Annotated in this window: 21 protein-coding genes and 1 tRNA gene; 10 read left to right on the top strand and 12 right to left on the bottom strand. The window is 60.2% G+C overall.

Annotated elements, in window-relative coordinates; all coding sequences use genetic code 11:
- The first annotated feature begins 70 nt into the window (after positions 1 to 70).
- Positions 71 to 958, top strand: a complete 888-nt coding sequence (locus GWE18_RS31785; protein ID WP_057848900.1) for a formate dehydrogenase accessory sulfurtransferase FdhD — start codon at positions 71 to 73, stop codon at positions 956 to 958.
- On the top strand, positions 951 to 1,568 hold the full coding sequence (mobA, locus tag GWE18_RS31780) for a molybdenum cofactor guanylyltransferase MobA (protein ID WP_275189648.1): 618 nt from the start codon (positions 951 to 953) through the stop codon (positions 1,566 to 1,568). The genes GWE18_RS31785 and mobA overlap by 8 nt, the downstream gene beginning before the upstream one ends.
- Positions 1,569 to 1,824: 256 nt before the next feature.
- On the opposite strand, the gene GWE18_RS31775 is transcribed toward mobA, so the two are convergent.
- On the bottom strand, positions 1,825 to 2,184 hold the full coding sequence (locus GWE18_RS31775; RefSeq protein ID WP_275189647.1) for a helix-turn-helix domain-containing protein: 360 nt from the start codon (positions 2,182 to 2,184) through the stop codon (positions 1,825 to 1,827).
- Positions 2,185 to 2,270: 86 nt separating this feature from the next.
- Here GWE18_RS31775 and GWE18_RS31770 point away from each other — a divergent pair, with 86 nt between their 5' ends.
- Positions 2,271 to 2,732, top strand: a complete 462-nt coding sequence (locus tag GWE18_RS31770) for a GFA family protein (RefSeq protein ID WP_275189646.1) — start codon at positions 2,271 to 2,273, stop codon at positions 2,730 to 2,732.
- Between the two features lie 3 nt (positions 2,733 to 2,735).
- The gene (locus GWE18_RS31765; protein WP_275189645.1) at positions 2,736 to 3,077 is read left to right on the top strand and encodes a TfoX/Sxy family protein; all 342 of its coding nucleotides are present in this window, start codon (positions 2,736 to 2,738) and stop codon (positions 3,075 to 3,077) included.
- Between the two features lie 21 nt (positions 3,078 to 3,098).
- Here GWE18_RS31765 and GWE18_RS31760 read toward each other — a convergent pair whose 3' ends face one another.
- On the bottom strand, positions 3,099 to 5,048 hold the full coding sequence (locus GWE18_RS31760) for a molybdopterin biosynthesis protein (protein WP_275189644.1): 1,950 nt from the start codon (positions 5,046 to 5,048) through the stop codon (positions 3,099 to 3,101).
- 13 nt (positions 5,049 to 5,061) lie between these two features.
- Entirely contained in the window at positions 5,062 to 6,174 is a 1,113-nt protein-coding gene (locus GWE18_RS31755; protein WP_275189643.1) for a molybdopterin-binding protein, read from the bottom strand.
- Between the two features lie 178 nt (positions 6,175 to 6,352).
- Here GWE18_RS31755 and GWE18_RS31750 point away from each other — a divergent pair, with 178 nt between their 5' ends.
- Entirely contained in the window at positions 6,353 to 7,564 is a 1,212-nt protein-coding gene (locus GWE18_RS31750; protein ID WP_275189642.1) for an ABC transporter substrate-binding protein, read from the top strand.
- A gap of 186 nt (positions 7,565 to 7,750) precedes the next feature.
- Here the strand turns inward: GWE18_RS31750 and GWE18_RS31745 are convergent, their stop codons facing one another.
- Complete coding sequence (locus GWE18_RS31745) at positions 7,751 to 8,716, bottom strand: TAXI family TRAP transporter solute-binding subunit (protein WP_275189641.1); 966 nt, start codon at positions 8,714 to 8,716, stop codon at positions 7,751 to 7,753.
- Positions 8,717 to 8,887: 171 nt separating this feature from the next.
- Between GWE18_RS31745 and GWE18_RS31740 the strand changes: the two genes are divergently transcribed.
- A tRNA-Ile gene (locus GWE18_RS31740) sits at positions 8,888 to 8,963 on the top strand.
- Positions 8,964 to 9,427: 464 nt separating this feature from the next.
- Positions 9,428 to 10,477, top strand: coding sequence for an integrase core domain-containing protein (locus tag GWE18_RS31735; protein ID WP_275189640.1), 1,050 nt, complete (start codon positions 9,428 to 9,430; stop codon positions 10,475 to 10,477).
- Here the strand turns inward: GWE18_RS31735 and GWE18_RS31730 are convergent.
- The 3 genes from GWE18_RS31730 to GWE18_RS31720 all read right to left on the bottom strand — a co-directional run bounded on the left by GWE18_RS31730 (position 10,358) and on the right by GWE18_RS31720 (position 14,766).
- Positions 10,358 to 11,359, bottom strand: a complete 1,002-nt coding sequence (locus GWE18_RS31730) for an IS630 family transposase (protein WP_275189639.1) — start codon at positions 11,357 to 11,359, stop codon at positions 10,358 to 10,360. The genes GWE18_RS31735 and GWE18_RS31730 overlap by 120 nt on opposite strands.
- A 183-nt stretch (positions 11,360 to 11,542) precedes the next feature.
- Positions 11,543 to 13,465, bottom strand: a complete 1,923-nt coding sequence (locus tag GWE18_RS31725; protein ID WP_275189638.1) for an AAA family ATPase — start codon at positions 13,463 to 13,465, stop codon at positions 11,543 to 11,545.
- A 50-nt stretch (positions 13,466 to 13,515) separates the two neighbouring features.
- On the bottom strand, positions 13,516 to 14,766 hold the full coding sequence (locus tag GWE18_RS31720; protein ID WP_275189637.1) for a DUF2130 domain-containing protein: 1,251 nt from the start codon (positions 14,764 to 14,766) through the stop codon (positions 13,516 to 13,518).
- 1,231 nt (positions 14,767 to 15,997) lie between these two features.
- On the opposite strand from GWE18_RS31720, the gene GWE18_RS31715 reads away from it, so the two are divergent.
- Together GWE18_RS31715 and GWE18_RS31710 are read left to right on the top strand one after the other, a co-directional pair.
- The gene (locus GWE18_RS31715) at positions 15,998 to 17,785 is read left to right on the top strand and encodes a ThiF family adenylyltransferase (protein WP_275189636.1); all 1,788 of its coding nucleotides are present in this window, start codon (positions 15,998 to 16,000) and stop codon (positions 17,783 to 17,785) included.
- Entirely contained in the window at positions 17,782 to 18,258 is a 477-nt protein-coding gene (locus GWE18_RS31710; protein WP_275189635.1) for a Mov34/MPN/PAD-1 family protein, read from the top strand. Before GWE18_RS31715 ends, GWE18_RS31710 begins: the two co-directional genes overlap by 4 nt.
- 356 nt (positions 18,259 to 18,614) lie before the next feature.
- On the opposite strand, the gene GWE18_RS31705 is transcribed toward GWE18_RS31710, so the two are convergent.
- Positions 18,615 to 18,824 (bottom strand): helix-turn-helix transcriptional regulator, encoded by a 210-nt coding sequence (locus GWE18_RS31705; protein ID WP_275189659.1) that lies wholly within the window; start codon positions 18,822 to 18,824, stop codon positions 18,615 to 18,617.
- 214 nt (positions 18,825 to 19,038) lie between these two features.
- Between GWE18_RS31705 and GWE18_RS31700 the strand changes: the two genes are divergently transcribed.
- A complete protein-coding gene (locus GWE18_RS31700; protein WP_275189634.1) occupies positions 19,039 to 19,353 on the top strand; it encodes a hypothetical protein in 315 nt (104 codons plus the stop codon).
- Positions 19,354 to 19,393: 40 nt separating this feature from the next.
- On the opposite strand, the gene GWE18_RS31695 is transcribed toward GWE18_RS31700, so the two are convergent.
- The 4 genes from GWE18_RS31695 to trbF are packed head-to-tail and all read right to left on the bottom strand — an operon-like array spanning position 19,394 to position 22,654.
- The gene (locus tag GWE18_RS31695) at positions 19,394 to 19,648 is read right to left on the bottom strand and encodes a DUF2274 domain-containing protein (protein WP_275189633.1); all 255 of its coding nucleotides are present in this window, start codon (positions 19,646 to 19,648) and stop codon (positions 19,394 to 19,396) included.
- Between the two features lie 5 nt (positions 19,649 to 19,653).
- Positions 19,654 to 20,931 carry a TrbI/VirB10 family protein gene (locus GWE18_RS31690; RefSeq protein ID WP_275189632.1) on the bottom strand — a complete coding sequence of 426 codons (1,278 nt, stop codon included), beginning with the start codon at positions 20,929 to 20,931 and terminating at the stop codon, positions 19,654 to 19,656.
- Positions 20,928 to 21,953 carry a P-type conjugative transfer protein TrbG gene (gene trbG / locus GWE18_RS31685; RefSeq protein WP_275189631.1) on the bottom strand — a complete coding sequence of 342 codons (1,026 nt, stop codon included), beginning with the start codon at positions 21,951 to 21,953 and terminating at the stop codon, positions 20,928 to 20,930. The genes GWE18_RS31690 and trbG overlap by 4 nt, the downstream gene beginning before the upstream one ends.
- Positions 21,950 to 22,654, bottom strand: a complete 705-nt coding sequence (gene trbF / locus GWE18_RS31680) for a conjugal transfer protein TrbF (RefSeq protein WP_108519131.1) — start codon at positions 22,652 to 22,654, stop codon at positions 21,950 to 21,952. The genes trbG and trbF overlap by 4 nt, the downstream gene beginning before the upstream one ends.
- Between the last annotated feature and the right edge of the window lie 2 nt (positions 22,655 to 22,656).

Here is a 22,656-nt window from a genome sequence, read left to right as displayed (position 1 = left end):
TTGGCCGCATTGTCGATACCCTGAAATGCTTTATATCGGCTGACAGCCATTGTCATGCTAACCTGCGGATATGATGAAAATCGACAAAGCCCCCGCCCCCCTGATCGTGCCTAACCCTGAGGATCCGCGGCTGACCGAGCGCGTCGCCGGGACCGACCAGACGGGTGCGGCGGTCGAAATCCGGGTGCCGGTGGAGCGACCGCTGACGCTGTATCTGAACGCCCAGGAGATCGTCACCATGATGACGATCGGCGATTATCCGGAATATCTAGCGCTCGGCTATCTCCTCAACCAGAACATGCTGAAATACGACGACGTCGTCACCGAGGTCGAATATCACGACGACCTTCAGGTGGTGGTGGTGCGCACCGAACACCACACCAATTTCGAGGCCAAACTGAAGAAGCGCACGCAGACCTCCGGCTGCGCCCAGGGCACCGCGTTCGGCGATCTCCTTGAAGCGGTTGAAAGCGTCGCGCTGCCGAAGGCGGAGCTGCGTACGTCCTGGCTCTACCAGATGACGCGCGCGATCAACACCATGCCCTCGCTCTATCTGGAAGCCGGTGCGATCCATGGCTGCGTGCTGTGCAAGGAAGGCACGCCTGTGTGCTACACCGAGGACGTCGGCCGCCATAACGCCGTCGACAAGATCGCAGGCTGGATCTATCGCCACGGCGTCGATCCCGGCGACAAGATTCTCTACACCACGGGCCGCCTCACCTCGGAAATGGTGATCAAGACAGTGCGGATGGGAATTCCCATTCTCGTCTCGCGCTCGGGCTTCACCGCGTGGGGCGTCGAACTGGCGCGGCAGGTCGGACTGACGCTGGTCGGCCGCACGCGCGGCAAGCGCTTCATCGCGCTATCAGGACAGGAGCGGATCGTGTTCGACCAGAACCTCGACTATGTCGAGGAAGAATCCGCGCGGCACAAGCGCAAAGGTGAAAGCGATGACTGACATTCCCGGCGTGCTGCTCGCCGGCGGCCTCGCACGCCGCATGGGTGGCGGCGACAAGCCGATGCGCACGATCGGCGGCCGCACCATCCTCGACCGCGTGATCGCGCGGCTGAAGCCGCAATGCGACGGCCTCATTCTGAACGCCAATGGCGATCCGGCGCGCTTCGCGGCATTCGGCCTGCCGGTCATTGCCGATGGCGTCGCCGATTTCCCCGGCCCGCTGGCCGGCATTCTGGCGGCACTCGATTGGGCCGCGGCCAACCGGCCTGACGTGGAGTTTGTATTGAGCGCCGCGGCCGACTGCCCATTCCTGCCACGCGATCTAGTGTCGCGGCTCAATGGTGCGCTCGAATCGGAGAAAGCCGAGCTTGCCGTCGCCGCTTCCGACGGGCAATCGCATCCGGTGATCGGGCTGTGGAGCGTGGGCCTGCGCGAACAGCTCCGTCACGCGCTTGTGGTCGAAGATATCAGGAAGATCGACCGCTGGACCGCGCGATTCAGGCTTGCCACGGTATCCTGGCCGACCACGCCGCTCGACCCGTTTTTCAATGCCAATACGATGGACGACATTGCGGAGGCGGAGCGGCTGGCCATCCTGGATGGGGGTTAGGTTAGTCTCTCCGTCGTCGTCCCGGCGAACGCCGGGACCCATAACCACAGTACGTTGTGAGTTAAGCAAGGCGTCAACCACTGCCTTTCATCAGCCGGCCGCGGTGTATGGGTCCCCGCGTTCGCGGGGACGACTACGGAGAGTTACGCCAGATGACGAGTGACGGTCCTCGCCCCACCATTTGGTGTAATCGTCGATCTTTGCACCATCGAGCAGCGCGAAGGCGCTCATGACAGAATAGGACAGTGCTTGCGCGTCACCTCGGCTTCCGTGCCATGAAGCTTGCAGGTGGCGTCCAGGTTCCGGGAATGTAGACATTCGCCCAGTGACACATCTCGTGCAGGACGGGAAGCAAGGCCTCGCCCTTACGCGTCAATGTATATTCGAAACGCGTGGGCCGTTCCTGGTAGGCGGATTTTGTGACGAGGCCTGCGGACTCCATCGTAGCCAGTCGATCGGTCAGAATGTTGGTCGTAATTTTCTCGGGCGAGGAGAGGAACTGCGAGAAGCGGCTCTTGCCGTTGAGCAGATCGCGCAGGATCACCAGAGTCCAGCGATCACCGACGATGTCGAGCGTCGATGCAATCGGGCAGCCAGATCGTGGCTCACGGGTCACGCGGGATAGTTCTCCGTTGTAGTGACTTGCATCTTGCAAGTTACAACTAATTACGCTATCGTTGTGTCATCAGGAAAGCAATTCGAATGGAGGACGCCATGTCGCAGGGGTTCACCGGGGGCTGCCTGTGCGGCGCCGTTCGTTTCAAAAGCACGGCCGATGCCCAAATGGTCGGGCATTGCCATTGCATCGACTGTCGCAAGTCGAGTGGTACCGGCCACTGCACGCATCTCGTCGTACCCGAACAGGCATTCTACGTAACGGGCTCCGTCACGCTCTATGATCGTGCGGCGGATAGTGGCAACATCATCAGCCGAGGTTTCTGCGGGACATGCGGATCGCCGATCTACTCGAAGAACTCTGGCATGCCTGGCGTCGTATTTCCGCGTGCCTCCGTGCTCGATGACCCCGAAATCGCCAAGCCACAGATGGTCGTCTATGCCAGCCGAGCGCCGTCCTGGGATCACGTGAATCCGGCATTGCCGGTTTTTGCCACCATGCCCGAAGGCGGACCGCAGAAGGTCATTGCTGCCAAATCCGCGAGTTGAGCCGTGGCTTATGATGACGCGCTTGCCCAACGCTTCCGCGATGGTCTGCGCGGCATCAAAGGTGTTACCGAAAAACGCATGATGGGCGGGCTCTGTCTGCTCGTGAACGGAAACATGCTTGGCGGCGTCGACCGGACCAAGTCGGGCCGGGATCGGTTCATGTTCCGCGTCGGCAAGGACAATGAGGCCGAGGCCTTGCGGCGACCGGGCGCATCGATCGTCGACATGGGCGGCAAGCGCCTTGGCGGGCTTGTCTTTGTCGATGCCGACGAATGTGACGACGACGCCTTCAAGATATGGATTGCCATGGCGGCCGGGTTTGTCGGCCGGCTTCCAAAGAAGTAATTCGGCAATGCCCGAACCGAGTCAGGCGGGCCGAAACCCCGCCTGCGCCAGCGCCGCGCGGCCCTCGTCCGACGCCAGCGCGTTGAGAAAGGCCTGCACCGCCGGCCGTTGCTTGCGCGCCTTTACCAGCGCGAAGTCATAATGCTCTTCGGCAAAGGGAATGAAACCGAGGTTTGACGCATGCGCGACCGGCGCAATGGTCATGCCCCAGTCGGCGCGGTGCTGCGCGACCGCAGCCGCCACCGCATTGTGCGAGCGCGGCTGATTCCAGTAACCGTCCGGGCGCGCGCCGCCGAGCAGCCGGTCGATCAGGATGCGCGTGCCGGCGCCCTGGTTGCGGTTGACCATGATGCAGGCGGGATCGGCGAGCGCGGCGCGCACCGCGTCTTCCGCACTCAATCCTTCGAAGCGTCTGTCACCCTTGCGGAACACGATGCCCTGCATGCGCCGCCAGCCCGGCACCAGTTCGAGCCCATCGCTGAGATAGGGCGTGTTGTAGGTCCCGGTTTTCTCGTCGAACAAATGGATCGGCGCAAAATCGCACTCGCCGCGCTTCGCGGCCGCGAGGCCGCCGAGGCTGCCGACGGCAATCGAGCGCACGACGAGCCCGGCATGCGCCAGCGGCGCGGTGACGAGATCGAGCCCGGTGCAGTGGCTGCCGACGATGACGAGATCCGGCACCCGCACATGCGGCGTGAACAGCGTCACCTCGGCCTCGCTGCCAGCCGGCATCTGATCGGCCAGCGCATCGATGCGCAGAAAGCCGTCGGCCTGCGCGAAGGAGGTGATGGCGCCGGAGCCTTTGCCTGTCGGGTACGCGATCAACCCGTCCGCGCCTTCGACCAGCGACACCATGACGAATTCGGTGCGGCCGAGTTCGGATGCGATCCGCACCGGTACGCGTGCGTTGACCTTGGCGTCCGAGCGCGGCGGCAAGCCTGCCATCCGCCGCAGCACCGGCACGATCATGTCGTGGAAGGTGAACATCGCCGAGGTCGGAAAGCCCGGCAGGATGATAACGGGCTTGCCATCGCACACCGCAAGGCACAGCGGCTTGCCGGGCTTCAGCGCCACACCATGGGCGATGATGCCGGGCTTGCCGAGCCGGCCGATGATGCGGTGGGACACGTCGCCCGCGCCTTTTGAGGTGCCGCCTGACAGCACCAGCATGTCGCTGGCCTCCAGCGCCTTACGCATTACGGCTTCGAGCTGTTCCTCGTCATCGGCAACGGCGCCGAGAAACACCGCTTCGCCGCCATTTTCGTTCACCGCCGCTGCGACGATCGCACCATTGGTGTCATAGATTGCGGCAGGAGGCAGCGGCTGACCGGGCTGCACCAGTTCATCGCCGGTGGAGATCACTGCGACGCGCGGCCGGCGCGCGACGGTCACCTGCGCGATACCGCAAGCCGCCAGCATCCCGATCTCGCGCGACCCAATGACGGTCCCGGCGCGCAGCAGCGCCTCGCCGCGAGCGATATCGGAACCGGCATAGGACACGAATTGTCCGGGGGAAGCGGCGCGGCGGATTTCGACCGCGCGCGGTCCCGCCAGCTGGGTATGCTCGACCATGACGACGGCGTCGGCCCCGCGCGGCACCGGACCGCCGGTCGCGATCGGCGTAGCCGTTCCCGACAATACCGGGCGCGTCGGCGCGGTACCGCAGGTGATCACCTCGTCGTTCAGCATCACACGAACCGGCGAAGCCTCACCGGCCGCGGCGAGATCGGCCGAACGTACCGCAAAGCCATCGACATTGGAGCGGTCGAACGGCGGGACGTCGATCGGCGCCACCACGTCTTCAGCAAGCGCACAGCCGAGCGCCTCGGCAAGCGGCCGCATTTCGCTCGCGATCGCACGCGGAAACAAGCCGGCTTCGAAACGCGCCAGCGCATCCTCGCGCGACAGGATCGTCAGGAACTGGTCCTGCTCGTTAGCGTCGCGATCTCCTGGCGAGGGCGTATTGGTCATTCCTGAACTCATATCAGTCCCGCAATATATAGGCATCGACCGGCGCGCCGGCCGCAAAGCCTTCCGCGCCGCCGGGCACTGTGAGCCAGGCCTCGGCGCGCGCGATTGCGTCGAGCGACAATTCGCCCACCGCCAGCGGGATCCACATATCCAGCTTCCGCTCCAGCAACACGATTTCGGCGATACCGACGCTAGATGCAATCTTGCGCGCCAGCGGCAAAATGACTGTCTTGCGCAGGGTTCGGGCCGAGAGGCGATCGACCGCGGGAAGCGCCAGCGTCCACCATGCCGCGAGGGCCTGATCGGGCGCGCCCGGCAACACCACGACGGGCGTGTTGCCGATGCGTCCGACGGCCGAGGTGCGGCCGGGCTGCAGGGCAATGCCGTGGGCGAGAATTTTGCCACGCGCCGCCAATGCTGTCACCGCCGCGTCGGTGCGCCCGACGCCGGAGCCGCCGACGATGAGGAGCAGATCGCAGGAACCGCCATCCAGTGCCGCGGCAATCGACCCGGCATCGCGGCCCACGGCGGTGAAGGAGACGGTTTCGGCGCCGCTAGCCTGCGCGCTCTCCTCGATCAGGTCTGCCGTCATGCTGCCGCCGGGGACATTGACGATGCGCAGCCGCGGACGGCGGACGTTCAAGCGCGCTATTCCAGCGGCACGCGCCATCAGGAGATCGCGCGGCAGCACGCGCCGCCCGGCTTGCACGATGAGACTGCCCGCGGCGATATCGCTACCCGCCCGGCGCACGCCCTGTCCCGGAATCGCCTCCGCCAGCACCTGCGGCAGCGGGCCGGATAGGTCGACGGAATCGGAATCCAGCACGCAGTCGCTGGCCTCCGGAAGGGCCTCGCCGGCCTCGACCCAACTCGGTGGCGCCGCCAACGGCAGCGGCGAATACGAGGACGCGCCGACGAGATCGCGGGCGCAAAAGGCGTAACCGTCCACCGCGGCGGTGTCGCGCAGGGGATGAGCCGGCAGCGGCGGCGTGCTGGCCGCGATGCAACGCAGCGCTTCCTTGAGCGTTACTTCCACCGGCGCGACCGGTTCCAGACCGTTCAACAGGGCGTCGAGCGCCATATCGAGCGGTGTCAACGAGGTCGGCAGGCGCTGGGGCGAGGTCATGGCCCGGCTATGCCCTGAATCGGGCCAGAAATAAACTGAGCCGGGAGCAGTGTGTCGTCGGCCCCTCCACGGGACCACGTTGACGCCGCCCGAAAATAGTTGCAAATGAGACCAATTGGCGGACCAAACCGCCTGCGAAAATCAACGGCCAACGTGCCGATTCCAGGGAGAAAACAGGATGTTCGCCAGGAACTTTTCCAGGCTGGGAATACTCGCGGCCGCGCTGCTGGCGTCGACCGCAGCACTCGCGCAGATGTCGGACGACGTGGTCAAGCTCGGCGTTCTCACAGACATGAACGGCCCGGCGGCGACGGCGACCGGCCAAGGCTCGGTCACTGCCGCACAAATGGCGGTCGACGATTTCGGCGGCAAGGTGCTGGGCAAGCCGATCAGCATCATCGTCGGCGATCATCAGTTGAAGCCCGATATCGGCGGCGGCATCGCGCGGCGCTGGTACGATGTCGAACAGGTCGACGTGATCCTCGATGTTCCGGTGTCGGCGGTAGGGCTTGCGGTGCAGAACATCACCAACGAAAAGAAGAAGCTGTTGATCGTCCACTCGACCGGCACTGCTGACTTCCACGGCAAGTTCTGCTCGCCACACGCAATCCAGTGGGTGTTCGACACGCGCGCGCTCGCGGTCGGCACCGCGCAGGCCGTGGTAAAACGCGGCGGCGATAGCTGGTTCTTCATTACCGACGATTATGCGTTCGGCCACTCGCTGGAACGCGACGCGTCCACTGTCGTTACTACCAATGGCGGCAAGGTGCTGGGCTCGGTACGGCCGCCGCTTGCCACGCCGGATCTGTCATCCTTCGTGCTGCAGGCACAGGCTTCCAAGGCCAAGATCATCGGCATCGCGGCGGGTCCGCCCAACAACATGAACGAAATCAAGACCGGCGCCGAGTTCGGCATCTTCAAGGGCGGCCAGCAGATGGCAGCATTGCTCGCGCTTATCACCGACATCCATTCGCTTGGATTGCCGGCCGCGCAAGGCCTGTTGCTGACGACCTCGTTCTACTGGGATATGGACGACAAGACCCGCGAATGGTCGAAGCGATATTTCGCCAAGATGAACCGGATGCCGACGATGTGGCAGGCCGGCGTCTACTCCTCGACCATGAGCTATCTCAACGCGATCAAGGAAGCCGGCACCGACGAACCGCTGAAAGTGGCGGCGAAGATGCGCGAGAAGCCGATCGAGGATTTCTTCTCCCGCAACGGCAAGCTGCGCGCGGACAATCTGATGGTGCATGACCTGTGGCTGGTGCAGGTCAAGAAGCCGGAGGAATCGAAATATCCGTGGGACTACTATCAGATCCTCGCCAAGATTCCCGGCGATGAAGCGTTCGGCCCGCCTGATCCGGCGTGCGCGATGGCGAAGAAGTAAATTCTACCGTCGTCCCGGACAAGTGAGCGCAGCGAACGCGATCCGGGACCCATAACCACAGGCCCACGTTGTTGCGGAAGATTGGAGCCGCTATCAGGTGTAACAACAGGTAGCGGTGGTTATGGGTCCCTGCTTTCGCAGGGACGACGAGTGGAAGCAGGAACGACGAGTGGAAAGAGACGCGCCCTACTTAGCCACCCCCGCCTCCCTGAAATACTTCATCACGCCGGGATGAATCAGCGCTGCATTCGGCGCGGCCGCGACCGTGTTCGCAGCCGTGGTCTCGCAGGCCTGCGACAATTTCTTGCAGAGCGCCGCCTCGGCCCCGTGCAGCGTGCGCGCCAGTCGGTAGGCGACATCGTCCGGCAGGCTTTCGCGCGCGAGCACAAAGCTCCAGGAACCGATGGAATCGATCGCTGCCGGCTGGTTCGGATAGCTGTTGGCAGGGACTGTCAGCGGCTTCAGGAACGTGTGCTTGGCGCGGACGCGCGCGATCTCGCTGGCGTCGGGCGCGATGAACCGTGCGCCGCCCGGCGCCTGCACCATCGCGGCAAAACCCGGCCAGCCGACGCCTGCGCCCCACAGCGCGGCGGCGCGGCCGTCCTGCACCATGGCGGGGCCGTCGCCCGCGCGGTCGAGATAAATCGCCTTGAAATCCTCGTCCTGCTTCAGCCCGATGCCGTCGAGGACGTAGCGCGACAGGATCGGCAGGCCGGACCCCTTGGCGCCGAACGCAACCGGCTGGCCGACCAGATCCCTGATCGTCTTGTAGGGACTGTCCGCCCGCACCACGAACATGCCGGGACTGGAATACATCGCGGTGAGGATTTTCAGTTTGGTTGCCGCCCGCCCGATGCCCATGAAGGCTTCGTAGGACGGCTCGCCAGCCACCAGTGCGATATCGAGCTGGTCGGACTCCAGGAGCGGGACGTTTTCGTTGGAGCCCTTGGTGTTGCGCGGCTCGATCGAGAGCGCCGGATCAGCAGCGTTCATGACCTCCGCGAAGGCATTGCCATAGACCGGAAAGCCGCCGCCCGGCGTCGCGGTTCCCAGGCTGATTGTGGTCTTGGTAATGGCCTTGCCTCCCTCCTGCGCCGCGGCGCCGCCCGCGAGCAAAAGCAAACCGGCACAGGCGATTCCAGCGAGTTTCATTGTTGGCCTCAAGCGTTCGGTGACGAATGATGCAACCGAGGTTGTAGGCAAGCGCAAAGCCCGATGAAAGCCCATTCTTGGCCGCGAACCCGGCATTGCCGTATCGCTGTCATGCCTGTAAACGATGGCGGCACCGTTGCCGGCCGCCCTCCTCGCGGCCGCTCCGCGGCGGGGCCTGTAGCTCAATGGTTAGAGCCGGCCGCTCATAACGGTCTGGTTGCAGGTTCGAGTCCTGCCGGGCCCACCAGTGATTACAGGAACTTACGAGGTTTCTGAAGGTTGATAATTCGGTACCGCCTCAGTTACCGCCACAGAATAGATTGCCGTTTTGTTCGCGTGATGGTCTTTAGAAAGAAGTTTGAACCAGGCCCAGCGACATCCCACACAATCATCCGATCAATCCGCGCCACATTTGGGCGGGCGTGACGAACTGAAGATCGATGACCTGCACTTCCATGACCGTCGCCACATAAGCAGCAGCGATTGGAAGTCACGACGTTCTTCGAATAAGTAGCTCCAGTCACTGGACAAAGATTGGCGAATGCTGCGGCGATGCACCAATCTCCCGCCTGTCCCTGTCGGAAACTCAATCTTGCTGGCAACTGATATCGAATCGGGCGATGCTTCTGCCCTATGCGAGAGGTTTGTAGCCTAATCTGGTTGGCGTTGGTCGGGGCGTTCCGGTCGCGGGCCTCGCTTGAGGCTGAAAACATGATTCTGCGTCATCAGCTTAACGTGTTGCAGCGGAAATCGTCGAAACGGCCGACGTTCGGGATGTTGGACCGTCTGATATTCGCCGGCTTGTATCGTTTGGTTCCGAAGGTGCTCGGCGCCTTGGCGATCGTGAAGCCGGAGACCGTGATTAAATGGCACCGCGCCGGGTTCAGATCGTACTGGCGGTGGAAGTCGCGGCGCCGTGGTGGCCGACCAACTGTAGCGCCTGAGATACGCAAGCTTATCCGCGAGATGAGCATTGCCAATCCGCTGTGGGGAGCGCCGCGGATCCATGGAGAACTCCTCAAGATCGGCATCGATATCGGACAGACCAGCGTGGCCAAGTACACGGCCAAGCGAAGAGACCCGCCATCCCAAGGCTGGAGGACGTTCTTTCGCAATCATGCCGACGACATCGCCGCGATGGATCTGTTCGTCGTACCGACAATTTCATTTCGTCTGCTCTATGGCTTGTTGATTGTGGGGCATGGTCGACGGCAGATTTTATGGTTTGGCGTCACAGCGCATCCGACCGCAGAATGGATCGCAAATCAGATCACGGAAGCCTGCGGCTGGGAACAAGCTCCCCGCTATCTCATTCATGACCGGGACGGGGCCTATGATGAGGTCTTCATCCGAAGGCTTCGGTCAATGGGCATTCGCGATCGACCGACGTCGCCGCGCTCTCCTTGGGAAAATGGATATGCTGAAAGGCTGATCGGTTCGATCCGCCGGGAATGCCTTGACCACGTTGTTGTGTTCAGCGAGCGCCACCTCCGTCACCTACTGCTATCGTACATGAAAATGGGGCCCGCACACATCTATCCCTGGAGAAGGATGCACCCTTCTCGCGCGCCGTCGATCGCGCGCCGGGCACATTCTTTGTCGCCCAATCCTGGGCGGGCTGCATCACCAATATGCCCGGATTTAATTTACGACAGGCACAGGCGGGCAAGCACGACTCTTGAGGAGAAGGTGAGCTCGAAGCGCCCGCTTGGTCGAGTGGCGAGCCAGGCTCTGGTTTCTCTCGAGATGTGCGCGGAATGAATGTCGAGGATCAATTTTGATCGCAGTGTTCGGCGGATAGGCGGCATCGATAAGTCTGAGGAGTTCGATGAACTCTCGACTGCGGTGACGATCTTTGACAAGGGCGTGGACCTTGCCGGTGAGCAGATCGATCCCAGCCAACAGGCTGAGCGTGCCATGGCGTTTGTATTCATGATCGCGCGCAAAGCTGGCGTGGACGCCAAGCTTGGGCGGCAAATCTGGCGCCGTCGTTGCGATGGCCTGGATTCCCGGCTTCTCGTCGCAGGAGACGATCGTCACCGGCTTTCCCCGCCGCTTTCCCTTGGCAGAGGCTTTCTTCAGGACTTCGACTTCGCGGTAGACGCACAGCACCTCCGCCATCTTCTGTTCGAACTCGGCGTCGCGATTTTCAAGATAGTAGCGCACTTTGTGCGGCTTGATTTCCTCCCGGCCGAGGATCTTGCACACTGTTCCCTGGACCACATTGGCCAAACACGCATGCCCCGCCGCCGGCCCGTGTTCACGGGCATGGCGCGCCAAGAGCCGCGTCGTCCACAACTCATGCGGATAGCCGTGGTCCTTGGCTTTGTCGCACGCCAGCGACACCAACCAGGCTTTGGCCTCAGGCGTGATGGTTGGTTCCTTGCCCGGTCGCGGGCGGTCGTCGAGGGCCGCCAGCGGGCCATCGGCCAGCGCCCGCTCGACACAGCGCTGCACCGTCTGATGATGGACCCCAAGTCTCTGGCCCACCGCGCAGAACGAAGGATTTTCCCGATACGCCAGCAGCATCTGCGCCCGCGACCCCCGGCTCGCCAGTTCGATTCTCGACCGCGAAAGCGTCGTCAAGGTCGCAATCTCTTCATCACTCATGGCCAATTCGACCGCTCGCCGCCATCCTGCCATGATACAGCTCCTCGTTTCGCCGACCGCAAACGAGGAATCCCCCAACAACCCGTCCGTTCCACCAATCCACCTAATCCATGACGCAGATTTCATGGAATCGGTCGTCTAGTGTGGGTCGGTCCAAGCTGGCGCAGGGAACTGCCAGTTATTCGTTCGATGGAACTGAACTCGTGACCGCTTGGCTTACTTCGCGAAAGCAAGGATCGCGTCGCAAAGTTTGTCCAAAGAGGCCGGACGGCTTCCGCCCTCAAACGCCAGCTGCAGCTTCACACCAATCTGAAGGCTATTCTTTTTCAGGCCACCAGGGCTGCCGTGTGCAGCATTCGCTTTGTCATCGTAAGTCCTCATTTTCTCTTCTGACACGTCAGCCTTGATCGCATCGCCAATGTTGGTCGGCCAGACTGCAAACTTCTCGTTCCATAGAATATCTGCTGGAAACGGCTTCGAGTGGTCGGCGTCCAGAAGCTTGTGGAGCAGCGTGTTATCTCTCTGATGCAGAGCTTTGTGCTTGTCATCATCTCCGTCCGCATCGAAGATTGTAAAGACTGGAATTTTCAAACCTTGTGCGATCACGAGGGCATACGACAGGTGACTCTTCCCTCCTGCCGGTACGATATGAATGCCCTTCTGACGAAACTCACTCCACCTTCCCGTCAGAACCAACCAGCTCGTGATGATTGCCACATCTTCGAGCCCCTCCACGAGAACCAAGTTTCTTGTGAAGAATAATTCGTTGATCGACGGCTGAAGCTCTTGATGGAGCTTTGCGGCTAGTCCCGTTGGCTTAGTGGGAGGCTTTCCCGTCAAAGCCCCGAGGCGGGCAGCCAACTCTGAAAACTTCAACTGATGGCACCCTGAACAATTCTCGACGCTATCGAAGCGAATCAGCCTAACGCTCTCGAACCCCTTACCGGTCACCATCGAGGGATTGTGCGTGCACACCATCACCTGGGCTTCCTGTTCGCTCAGTTGTTCCAGAACCGTTGCGAGGTGGCGAGCTTGTGGTGGATGTTGGTAGAGTTCGGGTTCCTCGCAAGCAAGAATCAGCTTTGGCGCGTCGGCATCGTCGCCGGAAGTCGCTAGAATTTGGAGTAGTGCAAGAAGATACGACCGCTGAAACCCATGCCCCAACCGCGCCAGATCCCCTTGGAAACCTCCCTCGCCCGCCAAGGTTCGAGCTGCCGGCGGTTCGATCTGGACCGCTCTTTTAGAATCTCTTTGCCAAGTTAAGTGTATGGAGGCCGCAGGATGCGCCCATAGCGCCATCCTTTCCGTTAGTGACTTCTCGAGCTCCGATAAAGCTTCTTGATTTGAGTCCAATATCTTTCTGTACTCATCCTCGGTCTTCTGTTGCAGCTCTAAGATAACTTCGTCGAATCTTAGCCTCACTCGGACTGTGCGGGCCAGTATCTTACCGAGAGCAGTCGATTTTCCTTCACTCTGCTCTGCAGTAACGTCCTTCACGGCGGGGATGAACACCCATTGCACGTGCTTCGCTAGGCGATTCGAACCCTTACTGAAGCCGTAAAATGAGTCCGCACTTGGAATTTCCGTGCACAGGTGCGCATTTGACGGATCGGATTCAAATTCGCGAAGAGCCGCGATCATCGCATCTTTAGCAGTCGAAGCGGCAATGCCCGGAAAACTCCCGCGCAAACCAGAAAATATGGCTCGAAGGCCTGTAACAGGCGCCCCGTTCTTCAAGGCCTCGAAAAACGGCCTAAACTGATCCATCCCGGTGCGAAGACCAAACTGCTGAACATCAGCGCGACCAGTCGCGGCGTTGTATTCTGCAACCGCAGAGATGATCAATTTTCCTTGCCTGTAATAATCCTTAAAATCTTCCTGCGCCTCGGCAGTGAGATCACCGAATGTTACCGTTATCGTAATTGGTTTATCAGTCTTCTTCTGGTGAAAGTCCTCGTGCGAAAGGTTGATTACATCTGTGCTGCTATTCTCACCATCTCTGAAAAAGACGTTCAACGCGCATAGCACCGTCGACTTTCCGGAGCCATTAGCTCCAACTAGACAGGTGTAATCATCGAAGAATATCGTTTGATCTCGAAACGATCTAAAATTCTCGATCCGAACAGAATCGATTTTCATATTTCCCCCAGCCTTCCGAATCTGCAAGCTTAGTCGATGGCAATTGGCACCTAATCCTTTGTCGGGTCCACCGATCGATTCTCAGTGCTATCGGTGAGCGCCGCGATAGACTGCAGGGAAGAGCCTATAAGCCCCTGAAAGTCACCATACATCCCGGCAGTACCGAATATGACGCGCTGAAGCTGCTTCTCTCTTTTTGCCCACCTGCGCTCCGTAATTCGCCTCTCTTCTTGTAAATCGCTTTGCATATCATTGAAGGCCTCCATAATGGACTCGATACGCTGCTTAAACTCCGGACCAGAAAGATACTGGTAGATGAACTCCATCTTCTCATTCTTGCCGACGGCTGCCAGTTTAGTTACGGCGACCTCAATGAGTTGCCCCCGAAGGGCAATGGCAAGATTGATCGCGCATTGCGAGCTCGTTACCCACACGCCATTGATCTGCGTGAAATTATTGCAGTCTTTCGGAAGCGCCTCGGTCACTAACATAGCAAGGTCAGCTTTTATCGAGCGCTGATCATCTTTGAGCTTCTGTATCCAACCCTCGCTCCACGCTTTCGTGCGCTTAAGCTCCCAAAGTATCATTCCGCATAGATGGCCACTTCTGTTGATTACACGCTGCAACACATCAGCGCCCGTTACGCCCTTTGGCACTGGCTCAATTTGATCCAAAGGAAAAGCGCTACGAATAAGCCCCTCAAGTTCCAATTCAAGCACTTCGCCCTGGGTTTGTTGAGAACCCTGCTCCAGCTTTCGCCTCAGGAGATCATTCGCAATTCCGGCATCACGCAGCTTCTTGTCCTTCTCTGCATCCCTGAGATGATATTGTTCTTGAAGCCGGCTCGCTATCTGCTCTTCAATCAGCGCCCTCCCTTCGTCTAATTTGCGCTGCACCTCTACCGAGAGAGCCCTCTCCCGCTCCTCAAACTCTCTAGCTTTTTTACGAAGTTCAAGTTCGGCTCGCTGCGATGCCGCAAGCAACTCTGCCTTTTCATTCGACTGCGCTCGCAAATCCTCAATCTCTATCGCCAGTAGCTGCCGAGCCTTGTTGAGCGCCTCCTGCTCGACCCGGGCCTGCCCCGCGTTGACCCGCTCTTCTACGAGCCTATCCAGTTCGGCTTCCCTTAGTTGCAAATTTCTAATCTTTTCGGACAATACCGCTTGCTGTTCAGCCGATTCGCACTTTAACTCCTCACGTGTCCGCTCTGCGATCTGATGGTAGATCACCTCTGTTACGGGGATTTTCTCCCCACAATTCGGGCATCCTATTTCGTCGAATGAGCTTTGATGAGAATTCATGAGCACCGTGCCAACATGGGGTTCTTACTTTAAGATCGATCTAGTAGAGCAGATCGAAGAATTTTTACACCGCAGCGAGCGGATAAGTGGGAGATAGAATGCCGGCGAATACAGCACGTGATGCTTTGGCTAAAGGCGTTTGCCTAGAGTTGATGTACAATGGATTCAATCGAGTCGTCGAGGTGCATTGCGTTGGCATCACGACGAAGGGAAATCCTGGGATGCGGGTCTGGCAGGTCAGAGGCGGCAGCCAGGGCAACGAGCCAGTGGGCTGGAAGACGCTGTTATTCGAAGAGGCTGTGGGCGCTTCCCTGACGACGGAATTATCAGAGGCTCCCCGCCCTGGATTCAAGCGGGGTGACCGGGGAATGCAAAGCATAATCTGCGAGGTCTGATCTTCGAATCCCGAGGCCGGCCGAACTAATTATCCGCTTCTCGACTGATAAGCCTTTCTCAAGAATCTATCCATTCGGCAACTGACTACGCTTTGCTCGAAAGCTTATCGTCCGCCAACTGACTCCATTTTCTGTGATTTTCCGTAGAGCGCGCTCAAGGCGAGATGTGGCACAAGCCGGCGTAGCTTGATGAAACAGATCCTGCTCACCCGTCTCTCGCCGTTCCCGTGGGCCGCATCGCGCCCCGCCAAATGATTCCCAGGCGAGAGAATCACGAATCAACTTTGGAATCCCCTTCCGCTCGCGAGGTTTCCGCAAATTCGATTACCCCAACGTCGGGTTTTCAGATTCCATATCAGTCACTTGGGAATTCTTCACGGACGACCACCAAACGCGGGCCGGTTACTCAAAATACCGTCCAGTAACAGCCAGCGTGAGCTAGTGTGGGTCAGTCCAATTGGGAGTTGCACGCATTACCATTTGGCTATGAAAACGGTGGAAACGTTGAGAGACAGTCCCAAAATGCGACGATTGCGGTTCCACAACGGCCTGCAACTAGTTATTTCAGATTGTGGTGATCAGCCAAATGAAGCGACGGGCAAAGTACGTCCCTTACAACTACGTCCCCTAGTCGGGGCAAAGTAGGTCCTCTATTCGGCGCCACGCGCCGAGCGTGACAGCAATCAAAGGAATTAGCGAATGGCTAAACCGCCTCATCCAACCCATCCGGAACATCCGGAGCACCCAGACGTGCCGCCCGGTCCTCCCAGCGAGACGCCCGGCAACGGTCCCCCTCGCCCCAGCACACCCCCCGGTCACCGTCCCGTAGGCCGTTAATGGCAAAGGGCACCGCGCCCGGCGCCGATCGCGACTGGTGGACGCTCTGGCCGGGACTCTTTGGCAAAGAGCTCGCCGCCTTCTCGCATCTCGGGATCGTCCCGCGGACCGTCCACAAGCAGAACGGCGTGCTGATCTTGGAAGCGGACTGGCCGGTGGATGGGCAGTCAGCGCCCATGCTCTTGCTAATCGGGTATTCCCCGCTGCACCCTTTGTTCCGCCCCGCAGTCGCTGCGCCAAACGAGAGGTTCGAGCGCCATCAAAACCCCCTCAGTCGCGATCTGTGCCTGCTCACGCAAGAATCGGGGCAGTGGGACTCCAACCAGCTCGTCGCTGACTTCATCCAAGAGCGGCTGCACCATCTGCTGAGCGCTCTTCAAGCCAGAAAAGACGGCCGTTGGGGCGACGCAGCCAAGCTCGAAGAGCAGGCCGCCGACCCGTTGATGCCCTACTTTGCGCCCGGTTCGGAAGAGGATTCTGTCATCCTCTTCGACGGTCAGGCGGCATTGCCGTCGGCACCGCACGGGCTGATCGAGTTGGCGTGCTCTCCTCGGTCCAGCCAGCATAACGGGGCCGCGTTCGAGGGAGTCCTGCGGCAAGTGAAGACGAGCAACGGCGCGGCCCTAGGGAAATTGTTCGGATTCCCGGTGGGGCCGCAAGACGCTCAGTTGATTACCGGTCGATGGGTCAAATTCACTCCGCGCGTGACAACGGACTCGGGCGAATTGCTCCGGCTGGCTGAAGAGGAACTCGCGCGCCAAGCAGTGTTGCAAGGGCCGAGCGTGCGCAAGGTCAACGAAGCGGCGCGGGGATCGTTGTCCATCACCGGCATCGTGTTTCCCGAAGAAACGAAGTACGGCCAAAACGGCGCGGGGTGGCTCTTCCTGGTCACCCGGCGCGCGGTAGGGGACGACAGCAACGGGGCAGCCGAGACGCGGCTGGTTCGGGCGGAGCGGGCGGGAAAAGACGACGTCTTTTCCCGCCTACCAGTCGCGAAGTCGCTTCAGGGCAAAAAAGCTGTCGTTGTCGGAATCGGCGCGATCGGAAGTTTCGCCGGGCTGGAATTGGCGCGCGCCGGTCTGGGCGAAATCACGTTCATTGATTTCGACACCGTTCAGCCCGGCAACAGCCTTCGCTGGCCGCTGGGTCGTTCGGCCTGGGGGAGAGGCAAGGCCTCGGCTCTCGCAAACTTCATCGCCGATAACTATCCCTGGACGAGGGCGAGCTTCCTTCCCAGACGTCTCGGCGAGACAGCCACCAGTTGCGCGGAGCTAACGCCCGAGTCCGGCAACGTGCTTGCGCCGCTGTTTGATCTGCTGCGCTGCGCGGACGTGGTGGTCGACGCCTCGGCATCGGAAGAGGTGCAGCTTGCGCTCTCCCACTATTGCAAGCGCTTCGGTGTACCGTACGTGATGGGCCACGGCACGCACGGGGTCGCGGGTGGCGTGGTCGCACGTTTCGTTCCAGGGGCCGGAGGCTGCTTCGTCTGCCTCAACGAGCACTGGAAGGACAAGCGCATACCCGAGCCACGCGTCGACGATGCCGGCACAGTGATTCCGGTCGGCTGCAACGCTCCGACCTTCACCGGCGGCGGCTTCGACCTGCAGGAGATCTCGCTTGAAATCGTGCGGACTGCGGTCGGGCTTCTTTCGGACGAAAAGTACGACCCCGGCGCCTGGGCCGTGGCTGTATTGACGCTCAAGAACGAGGACGGCTCGAGGACGCTGCCCCGCTGGGAAGGATATCCCTGCCCGGCTCACCCGAAGTGCTGCGGAGCCAAAGCGTGACCGTCTGGCTGTCCTCGCCGGTAATGCGGTCTATGAGCGAGTTCGCGCGAGATCTATCGCCGCTCGAGAATGGAGGAATCCTTCTAGGCTGGCGCTCGGGCGAGGATCGCGTCATCGTCGATCTGCGAGGCCCTGGGCCCCGCGCCCTTCACGGTCGCCACTGTTTTCTGCCGGACCACGAATGGCAGGTGGCGGAGATCGAAAGCGCCTTCGAAGCAAGCGCCGGTGATCTCGACTACCTCGGGGACTGGCATTCGCATCCCGACGGCGTTGCCAAGATGAGCGATCTCGATTCGGCAACGCTCCTGCGGATAGCCCGACGGGTGAGTGCACCGCTGATGCTCATCGTGGCCGGGAGCGAAACGGAGTGGACCCCGCAATGCTGGAAGGGACAGGTCGTCCGTCCGTTAATTCGGCGACGATTGGTTGCAACGCCGCAGGAGCTCAAAATTTTTGATCCTCCCTCAGTATAGCCGCGGCCAACTGCATCTTAAGCCCAGTTAAGGCCGGGTATCACTTAAAGCGACGCGGGCTCTGGGGAGAGCACATCGGAGAGAGGGTGGCGTTGTCTTACGGTTACCGGGAGAAGTAGTTGGAATTTCGACCGCGACGCACGGAAAACTCAGCAACAAGACCGGTTTCTTTAACGCCGCCCCAACTGAAATAATCGTTTCACAGGACGCTCAGATCTTGGTCTCGTTGCACCCAAGCACTTCAATGGTGCTCTAAAAGCGAGCTTTCGCTCCAAGATGACCCATTGTGACGAGGTGGGTTTGACGACCTGCCAACTCCGAAGGCTTTGTCCCCTGTTCGGCGATACATGCTACGCCTAATCGATTTTAAAAAACGAAATGGGACTGACATTCAAAGCAACTGACAACTGTTCCAGAGCGTCGACCGTCGGCGAGTTTTCTTCGCGCTCTATCATCCCAACATAGTTTCGATTGAGATTGGCGCGATCCGCGAGTTCCTCCTGTGTGAGGCCGCTCTGCTGCCGAAGCCTCCTAAGATTTCGAGCTACCGTCCGCCGCAATTTCATGCGGCAAGACGGCATCATCAGTTGCGCTTACTCCACCTAGTATACTAGGTATTGCGCATGTTGCATCCCGAGTTATGGATTTCGGCAGATGTCTGGTCGAGGAATTCCGGCTATCGAGCCCTTTGTCGAGCGAACTGAGCCTGGAGGGAATGGGGCTGGCGGGCGGGCATATCGATTCGGATACAGGCTAGAAGGAACGAAGGACGTTCTTTCCGTGATCGATATTCCTGCAAAAGTTGTGGAACTTGCTCTAACCGATGGTTTTTTGCTGGGGACCAAAATGACGCCGACCGGAGATGTCTCTCCGGTTCTCAACGGGCGTGAAGAGATCGAATTTGCATCAAGTGCCATTTGGGCTATTACGTCTATTGAGCAATTGGTGGCCGAGACTCTCAGCTCGGAAAACCTCCGTCTTGAAGAAGCTGGTAGCGCCGAGTTGAGCATTCTACAAAAGCGGCTAGAACGCGCGACCAGCCTCGTGCAGGACGCCATCGAACGTCTAACTGACGCGGGCAAGGCTATTTCCTAACCAGCCTTTGCCGTCTCGGCGGACCTGGCCATTCGTCGCACTAACAGCCTGATTGTTGGGATTTCGGGGACACACTGCCTGAAGGCTCCTTCGCCGCCCGGCTGGCTCGCCTGAAATCCGCATCCCCATCAAGAAACGCCTCCAGCATGAAGGGCACGAGATCGGCCACCTCCTCCCGTGTACCGTAGGTCTCTGCGTAAAAGTCGGCGTAGTCGCGAAGCCGCGCCGCAAGGTTCGGCGTTAACGTCGTGCTGAGCTTGACCGGGGTGCGGTCGGGCAGTTTCGAAAGTTTCATTGGCACTATTTCGCCTTAGGCGTCGTCTGAATGTCTTGATACGGCTTCAGCACCAGATCCTTTGAGACAATGACGCGCAACGGCCACCCTGGCCGCACTGTGATGGTCGGCTGGACATCGAGTTCACGTTCGATGAGCCGCTGGCCTGCTCTATTGGTCGTCTGCTGAACGCTTTCGCGCAGCGCCTTGACCAGATCGCTTTCATCATTGCCAAGCGAGAGCTGGGTCCCGACGCCAAGAAGCGTCGCGAGGCCAATTCCCTTGAGCAATTGCCAGGTGTGGAAATCAACCTCGTCCTCAAGACCGGCATAGCCCGCCACATCGTTCGCCGGCAGATTCTCGATGACGATCGAATTGCCGTTGGGCAGGATCAGGCGCGTCCAGACCACCAGCGCACGCTTCTGGCCAAAGGCAACGACGCTGTCGTATTTGCCAAAAAGCCGCGTCCCCTGCGGGATCAGAAGATGCTCGCCTGTCACCGTGTCGTAGACGTTTTCGGTCACTTGCGCGATTGTCGACCCCGGCAGATCGGAATTCAAGCCAGTGATCAGGCTCGCCGGTATGATCGACCCCGCCATGATCGCGTAGGACGACGGCACGGCCGCGAGGCTGTGCGGGTTAGTCGTTTCCTTGTCAGCTTTGGCGCCAACGAAGGCGAGCTTGCGCGCCTGGGACGATGGAATGATTTCGCTGGACCGATCGTGCAGGCCCGGGGCCTTTGCAAGGAGATCAGCTGTCGTCGGAGTGTTATCGGCGGGTGCCGGACGAAATGCCGAAGGCTGCTCAGTGACTGTGACCGCAGCCACCGGCTGCTTGCGCCGGTCCTGCTTGTCGGACAGGCGAAATAGAAGGCCCGACTCCTTGGCCTGCTGCGCAATACGGGCCTGGCGGATGCGCTCTGCCCGCTCGACATCCTGCTCCGGGTTAGCCTGGAACGGCGTTTCGGACGGGCTTGCTCCAAGTTTCTTCTCACTCTCGGCGAAGGCGCGACCGACATCGCCGGGTGACGGTGGGCCAAGTTTTGGCGGCAAGTCCTGGTAGGACTTAGGCAGCTTGGTGAGCCCGTCAGCCGTCTGTTTGCGGTCGGTATTGTACAATTCAGTTCGTTCAGTGGGTTTGAACATCCGAGGCGGACTGAGCGCGATGATCGTCGCCGCCGCGATGAGCAACGCGGCAATCGCGCAGCCAATCATGAGGGTGCGCTTATTGAGGCGGCGGACCGGCCGCGGCCGTGCCCGCAATTCCAGCCGTTCGGGTGGCACCTTGTCGGAATCCTCGGTCACGATGCGCCTCCGGTGCTGAAGATCTGAGAGACCGGGCGCGCATCGGTGCGGATGATCCGAACCGTGCGCTGGGGATTCTCGCCGAGGCGAAGCTCGGCGGCGCCGAACATCCGGTCGACGATGTAGTAGGAACCTCGCACGCGATAATTGACGAGGTTAGGTCGGCCATCGGCGCCGGCGATGAACAGCGGCGGCGCTTCGCCTTGGGAAAGACCCGACGGCATCTGAATAAAGACCTTATGGCCATCGTCGAAGGCGCGAAGCGGCCGCCACGGCGGATCGTCCCCCTCGATCCGATAACGGAAGTTCAAGCTGTCCAGGCGCACGCCGCGATCAGCGACACGTTGTTCAGTCTCCTGCGCCGCCTGGTTTTGCTTGTGAAGTGCGACCAGACTGTCGGTCGGATAGGTCCAGGAGATTGAGGCCATGTAGGTTTGCTTGGTGGAAACGAGTTCGAGGTGGTAGGTGCGCCGGTCGGTCAGGACCACAAGATTGGTCTGAATATCTGGCAGCGTCGGCTTGACCAGGATATGGACCCGCCGTGTGCCCCCCTGCCCGCTTATGGTGTCGGCGATGACCCAGCGTAGGGTGTCGCCAGTCGAGACATCGATCAGCTCTTCGGCTGGCTGCAGCACGATGGTGGAGACCTTCTCCGGACTGGTGTAGAGCCGATAAAGCGCGCCCTCGGTCCAGGGATAGACCTGAATGGCATTGATATAGCCTGCCCGGGTCGGCTCGATCCGTGCGGCCTTGTTGGCAGTGGCAATGGCCTGTTCCGGCGGCACCTTCTCGCCTTTCGCACCTTTGGTTGGCCAAGGCTTGAGTTGGCCAGGCAGAGGCAACACCTTGGGTACCTCGACAACCTGGACCGGCTTAGGCGGATCGGTCTCCGGAAGAGCCTTCTCAAAGCTCAACTCGTCGTACGGCGCCTCGAGATTCAATTTCGTGGCGCAGCCCCCAAGTGCGAGCGCCAGCACAAGGGTGCTCACAGACGCGCGGCTCTTCATGGCAAAAGACATCATTTTGCGTCTCCGATCAAGTCGCGCGACCAGTTGAGGGAATGAACGTAGAGACCGAGCGGGTTTTTCCGCAACGTCTCGGCACTGGTTGGAGGTTTCAGGATGACTGTCACGACGCCGGTGAAGCGCTCAGTCTTTGCGACCGCGCCGTTCTCGTAGGTGCTCTCCTTCCAGCGAATCTCGAAACTGTCGCCGGATGCACGGACGACCGAGATCACGTCGGCGGTTGCGGTTTTTGCGCCGATCTTGGTGAAGGGGTCGGCTTCTCGCGCATACTCGTTAAGAGCCTGCGCCCCGCGATCGGTGACAAAGTCATACGCTCGAAGCCAGTTCGTTCGCACGATGACCGGGTCAATCGATAGCGAGCGGACGTTTTCGACGAAGCGCGCGAGGAAGTGCGCGATCTGGGCATCGGTGGGCTGATAGGTTTCAAATGCAGGACCGACAGCGCGCACTTCACCGAGGCGATCAACCTCGACGACATATGGCACGACGCCGGACCGGCCAATCACCGTCGAAAACGTGAGACCCAACACCGTTGAAAGTGCAATAGCGGCCAGAGCGGCTAGCCGCCAGTTGCTGGCCTGAACGCGGGCCGAGCCCAGCCGTTCGTCCCAGACCTGTTGCGCCTTCTGATAGGGCGTGACCGGCTCGGGCGTATTGCCATAGCGGACCGACGGGCGGTGGAAGGGATGAGTCGCCATAG

Origin of the sequence: Bradyrhizobium sp. CSA112, assembly GCF_029051645.1 — a bacterium.
GTDB lineage: Bacteria > Pseudomonadota > Alphaproteobacteria > Rhizobiales > Xanthobacteraceae > Bradyrhizobium.
The sequence above is the reverse complement of the archived record's forward strand: the minus strand, read 5'-3'. Positions and strand labels throughout refer to the sequence as shown.